Genomic DNA, 4,867 nt, shown 5'->3' on the forward strand with positions numbered 1-4,867 from the left:
GGCGACGCCCGCCGTGCCGCCGGACACCGCCGCCGCACCGCCGCCGCCGGCCGCCGTGCCGCCGCCGGCCGCCGCGCGGATGCCTGTCCCGGTGCCGGGGGCGGTGGCCGTCGACCGGGGGGGACTCACGCGGGCCCGGGCGCGGGCGCGCCGCGCCGGCGGGTGATCTCGTCGAGCACGCCGCGCACCGCCAGCGCCGCGTCGTCCGCCCCGGACTCCTCGAAGATCGACCGTGCCTCGTGCAGCACCGCCGTCGCCTGGTCGTAGGCGCCGAGATGGGCCAGTGCGTTGCCCTGGTTGGCCAGCGCGCGGGCGTGGCCGAGTGGATCGGTGTCCCGGTCGCGGGCGGCGATGACCTGCTGGTAGCGGGCCGCCGCCTCGATCAGGTTGTCCTTCTGGTGCGCCGACGGCGCGTAGACCAGGGCGTTGGCCAGGTTGAGCTGGGTGCTGGCCCACTGATCGGGGTGGGTCTGCGGGGTGTACACGGTGAGCGCCGTGCGCAGTCCCTGGATCGCGACGCCGATCCGCAGCTGGTCGGAGGCCTGGCTCATCGGCATGGCCAGGTAGGCGGCGGCCAGGTTGACCTGCACCGCGGCGAACAGCTCCGGTGCGCTGTCCACGCTGATCAGTCGCAGCGCGGCCAGGTAGTGCTCCACTGCGGTGCGCAGGGCCGCCGGGTCGGTGCCGGCCCGCTGCTGGTAGGCCGCGCCGAGGCCCAGGCGCAGCTCGGCGCGAGCGATCACGAGCTCGGTGCCGTCGAGGGCGGCGAGTGCCGTGGTCAGGTCGGCAAGAACGTCGTCCGTCGGCCCCTCCACACTGTGGCGCAGGTCCGCCGCGGTGGACAGCAGCTGCGCGGCCAGGCCCGGGGACGCCTCCCACGCCGCGGCGACGGCCCGGCCCAGCGCCGCCGCCGCCTCGCCGGTTCGTCCGGCGGCCATGGCGTGGGCGGCGTGAGCCGAGTGCACCAGTGCCGCGATCTCGCCGGTCTCCCCGGCCAGCGGCGGCGGCTCGGCGAGGTCGCCGAGCGCGAAGCGGACCACGTCGACGAGGATCCCGAGCTCGGCGCCGAGGGCCTGGCGAAGCTGCGCCGGGTCCTCCACCGGGGGGCCCGCCGGGCGCAGGACGAACCGGTTGTACCGGTCGATCGGGTCATCGCCGTCGATCTGGGCCGCGGCGTCGGCGACGTCCCCGCGGTAGGCCAGCTCCAACGCGAGCAGCCGCGCCGGCCACGCGTCCGGATGGTTCCCGGCGGCGAGCGTGCGGCGCAGCTCGGCCGTGTCGTCGCCGCCCGGCACCAGCAGGAAGCCGGCGGGCAGCGGGAACACCCCGACCGGCTGCGGCCGGGCGGAGCGCGTGGCGATGTCGGTCGCCGCGTCGCGGTCAGCCATTGTGCTCTTCCTCGCTGTGTTCGTCGGGTGCGCTGTGCTTGCTGGGTGCGCTGTGCTTGCCGGGTACCGGGGTTCCCGCGGCGAGATCGGTGAGGATCACTGCCTGCAGGCGTTCCATTGCGCCGCAGACGGCCGGGGTGAGATCGGCACCGGGTTCCAGGCCGCCGGCCTCGACGAGGTAGACGGCGATGTCCGTCGGGTAGTCGTCGCCGAGCAGCCAGCGGCCGAAGGCGAGGGCCTGGTCCCAGCGCACGGCGTGCGGATGAGGCAGGTGCAGGGGGAGATCGGCGAGTTCCGCGCCCGGTACCCGGTAGACGGTGCCTGGCGCGGCGCCGGTGCGGGCGGCGTCGACGATCACGACCCGGCGCGCGCCACGCATCGCGAAGGCCGTGTCCAGCCCGGCGGTGCCACCGTCGACCAGGCGAACCCCGGCGGGTACGCCCGCCTCGGCGAGGCGGCGGATCAGGATCGGGCCCACCCCGTCGTCGCCGCGCAGCAGGTTCCCGCAGCCGATCACCACCGTGTCGCAGCGCGGCGGTTCGAAGCCGGGCGGGTCGACCTGCACCCGGGGACTGGCGGGCACCGGCCGTCCGGCGTTCAAAGGTCCCCGTTGATGATGAACCTGCTCAGTTCCTTGCCGGTCCGCCCGTCGTAGGCATGGACGGTGCAGACCAGGCAGGAGTCGAAGCTGCGGGCCACGTGGCCGAGCTCGACCGGGTCGGCCGGGTCGGCGACGGGGGTGCCGACGAGCGCGGCCTCGATCGGACCGGGCGTGCCGTCACCGTCGCGGGGGCCGATGTTCCAGGCCGTCGGGGTGACCACCTGGTAGTTGGCGATCCTGCCCTTCTCCAGGACGATCCAGTCGGACAGTGAGCCGCGGGCCGCCTCCGTCGAGCCGAAGCCGCGCCCGTCGGTGCGCTCCACCGGCGTGGCATGGAACGGCTCGTGCAGGTCGATCTGGTCCAGCCAGCCGCGAACCCACCGGTAGTACTTCGCCGCCTCGTGCATCCGGGCGAGCAGGCGCACCATCACCGAGGGGCCGATCGCGTCGAGGATGTTCCCGAACAGCGGGTCGTCGTCCTGGTGGGCGGCCGCACCCGGGGCGGCGGCGGCGACCCGGCGGGCCAGCGGCCCGGCCTCCAGCGGGACGTACCCAAGGTTCGGCACGTCGTAGCGGGGGGACTTCGCCCAGCTGTACTTGCCCTGCTCGCGGCCGCGGACCGGGTCGATCGGGTTGGTCTCCCCGTCGAACGGGTGGCGCGCCGACGTGCCCGCGTAGAACGAGTGGGTGACGTCCTCGCGGACCCTGGCCTGGTCGAACGCGCTGTACGCGCCGCCCGCGTACACCCCGGAACGGCCGATGAGCGCCGCATTGCGGCCCTCGATCGTCGGCCGCCCGTACAGGTCCGGCTGAAAGTACGTCCCGGTTGCCAGGTAGTTGCCGATGCCCTGGCCGTAGCCGTCGAGGCCGATGTCGAGGCAGTAGCGCAGGAAGAAGCCGCAGTCGCTGTCGTGCTGGGCCTCGTTCTCGTACACCCAGGCGAGCACGTCGGCCCAGCTGCGGTTGGCCAGCCAGCGGTCCACCGAGCAGCCCAGCCACTGCTTCTCGAGCCACTCGGTCTTCCAGTGCTCCAGGATCGCGATGGAGCGGGTCACGTCCGCGAGCGTCGGGGCGCACATCACCCCGCCGGGCACCATGAAGCTGGAATGCGGCCACTGGCCGCCGAAGATGGCGTACACCTCGATCGGCTTGGCGGACAGCACCACCCCCGGGCCGTAGCTGGACCCGGTGAACGGGGTGAACCGGCGCACCGCCTCCGGGTAGAGCTGCGAGGAGGCGTACCTGGGGTTCGTCAGGTCGATGGCGAACAGCGCGTAGAAGCAGCGCGGGATGCTCTGCAGCGTCTCGCACGCCTGCGCGATGTTGCGGATCAGCGTCGCGTTCGGCGGCAGCTCGGTCTGCCACGCCACGTCGAGCGCGTACGCAGCCTTGTACAGGTGGCTGCCGCCGCAGATCCCGCAGATCCGCGGGGTCACGATGAGGCCGGCCTGCGGATCCTTGCCCCGCAGGATGATCTCGAAGCCGCGGAACATCGCCGCCTCGGTCCAGGCCGAGGCCACCACCCCGTCGTCGATCGTGACCCGGACGTCGAGGTCACCCTCGACGCGCCCCATCGGGCTGACGTTGAGATCGACGGTCGTCATCGGAAGACTCTTCTTTCCTGTGCGTTCCTCGCGGGGCCCCGGGCGGGACGACGCGCGCCGTGGCGGCGGGTCAGACGACGAACATGTCCTTCTTCGACCACTTTGGGGCGGCCAGCCGGGCGGCCGCCGCCTGGGCCAGGTAGGTCAGGTGGCCGCTGCCCTCGGGGACCTCGCGCGGGATGACCCCGGCGACCTTCTGGGTCTGGAAGACCGTGCCGGGGGCGAGGTCGAAGAACGGGAACTCCGGTTCGGTGCAGCCGATGCACGGCATCCCGGCCCGGGTCTTCGACGACTGCCGGTTCCACAGGATCCGGTTGCACGGCGAGTGCGTCATCGGCCCGCGGCAGCCGAACTCGTAGAACAGGCAGCCCTGGCGGGTGCCCTCGCCGAAGGCGAGCGTCGACTGCTTGTACTCGAAGTACCCGTTACGGGTGCAGCCCGTGTGCGTGAACGAGGTGAAGAACGTCTGCGGCCGATGCAGCTCGTCGAGCGCGAGGTCAGCGGCGCGGCCGGTGGCCAGTGCCACCAGGATCTGGGTGATCCAGTCCGGATGGGCGGGGCAGCCCGGCACGTTGATGACGGGCAGTCCCGCCCGCGAGCGGAAGTCCGAGCCGAGGAACCCGCCCGGGGTGCGCTTGTGGAACTGCAGCCCGGTGGAGTCGGTCGGGTTCGGCGCCATCGCGGGCACCCCACCGAAACTGGCGCAGTCCCCGATCGCCACGACCACCTGTGCCTGGCCGGCCAGGTCGCGCACCCAGTCCTGCATCGGCCGGTCGGCGAACACGTCGTAGCGGCCGCTACCGTCCGGGCCGCGCATCACCGAGCCCTCGAAGACGAAGATGTCGACCGGCCGCTCGCCCCGCGCGCAGTCCCAGAACAACGTCCGCGCCTGCCCGCCGGTGACCAGGCCCAGCGAGGGGTGCCAGAGCAGGTCCAGGCCGAAGTCGGTGATCAGGTCGATGACGGTGGGTTCCTCGGCGTTCAGGAACGACATCGTGTTGCCGCTGCACGCCCCGCCCTGAAACCAGAGCACGGATGACATCGGTGGTCCCTTCGTCGGATGGCCGGCAACCGGTGGGGCAGCGCGGCGCGTCCGGTCGCCGCGCGCCTCGCGTCGCATGCCTCGCGTCGCATGGCTCAGGCCGCACGAGGACCGCCGGCACAGCGACGCTATGTGCCCGGGAAGGGGACGCCGATGCGTCGTGTGCGGAGGCTGCCACCAATGCGTGGTGGCGTTTGCCGCTGCGTGCGCGCACGGGCCACAGTGAGCCCGG

Annotated in this window: 4 protein-coding genes; all 4 read right to left on the bottom strand. The window is 72.9% G+C overall.

What is annotated here, in order from left to right:
• Positions 1–125 precede the first annotated feature (125 nt).
• The 4 genes from NBZ85_RS27610 to NBZ85_RS27625 all read right to left on the bottom strand — a co-directional run bounded on the left by NBZ85_RS27610 (position 126) and on the right by NBZ85_RS27625 (position 4,635).
• The gene (locus tag NBZ85_RS27610; RefSeq protein WP_261559955.1) at positions 126–1,388 is read right to left on the bottom strand and encodes a tetratricopeptide repeat protein; all 1,263 of its coding nucleotides are present in this window, start codon (positions 1,386–1,388) and stop codon (positions 126–128) included.
• Positions 1,381–1,971, bottom strand: a complete 591-nt coding sequence (locus NBZ85_RS27615; RefSeq protein ID WP_261559956.1) for a hydrogenase maturation protease — start codon at positions 1,969–1,971, stop codon at positions 1,381–1,383. The genes NBZ85_RS27610 and NBZ85_RS27615 overlap by 8 nt, the downstream gene beginning before the upstream one ends.
• Before the next feature lie 14 nt (positions 1,972–1,985).
• Complete coding sequence (locus tag NBZ85_RS27620; protein ID WP_261559957.1) at positions 1,986–3,593, bottom strand: nickel-dependent hydrogenase large subunit; 1,608 nt, start codon at positions 3,591–3,593, stop codon at positions 1,986–1,988.
• 70 nt (positions 3,594–3,663) lie between these two features.
• Positions 3,664–4,635: an NADH-quinone oxidoreductase subunit B family protein gene (locus NBZ85_RS27625; protein ID WP_261559958.1), complete on the bottom strand. Its 972-nt coding sequence runs from the start codon at positions 4,633–4,635 to the stop codon at positions 3,664–3,666.
• Positions 4,636–4,867 lie beyond the last annotated feature (232 nt).

Source organism: Frankia tisae (assembly GCF_025403405.1).
Lineage (GTDB): Bacteria > Actinomycetota > Actinomycetes > Frankiales > Frankiaceae > Frankia > Frankia tisai.

What these genes read in the sequence shown, in the direction of transcription:
- NBZ85_RS27610 (WP_261559955.1), bottom strand. Translation starts at nt 1,388, where the DNA reads ATGGCTGACCGCGACGCGGCGACCGACATCGCCACGCGCTCCGCCCGG.
- NBZ85_RS27620 (WP_261559957.1), bottom strand. Translation starts at nt 3,593, where the DNA reads ATGACGACCGTCGATCTCAACGTCAGCCCGATGGGGCGCGTCGAGGGT.
- NBZ85_RS27625 (WP_261559958.1), bottom strand. Translation starts at nt 4,635, where the DNA reads ATGTCATCCGTGCTCTGGTTTCAGGGCGGGGCGTGCAGCGGCAACACG.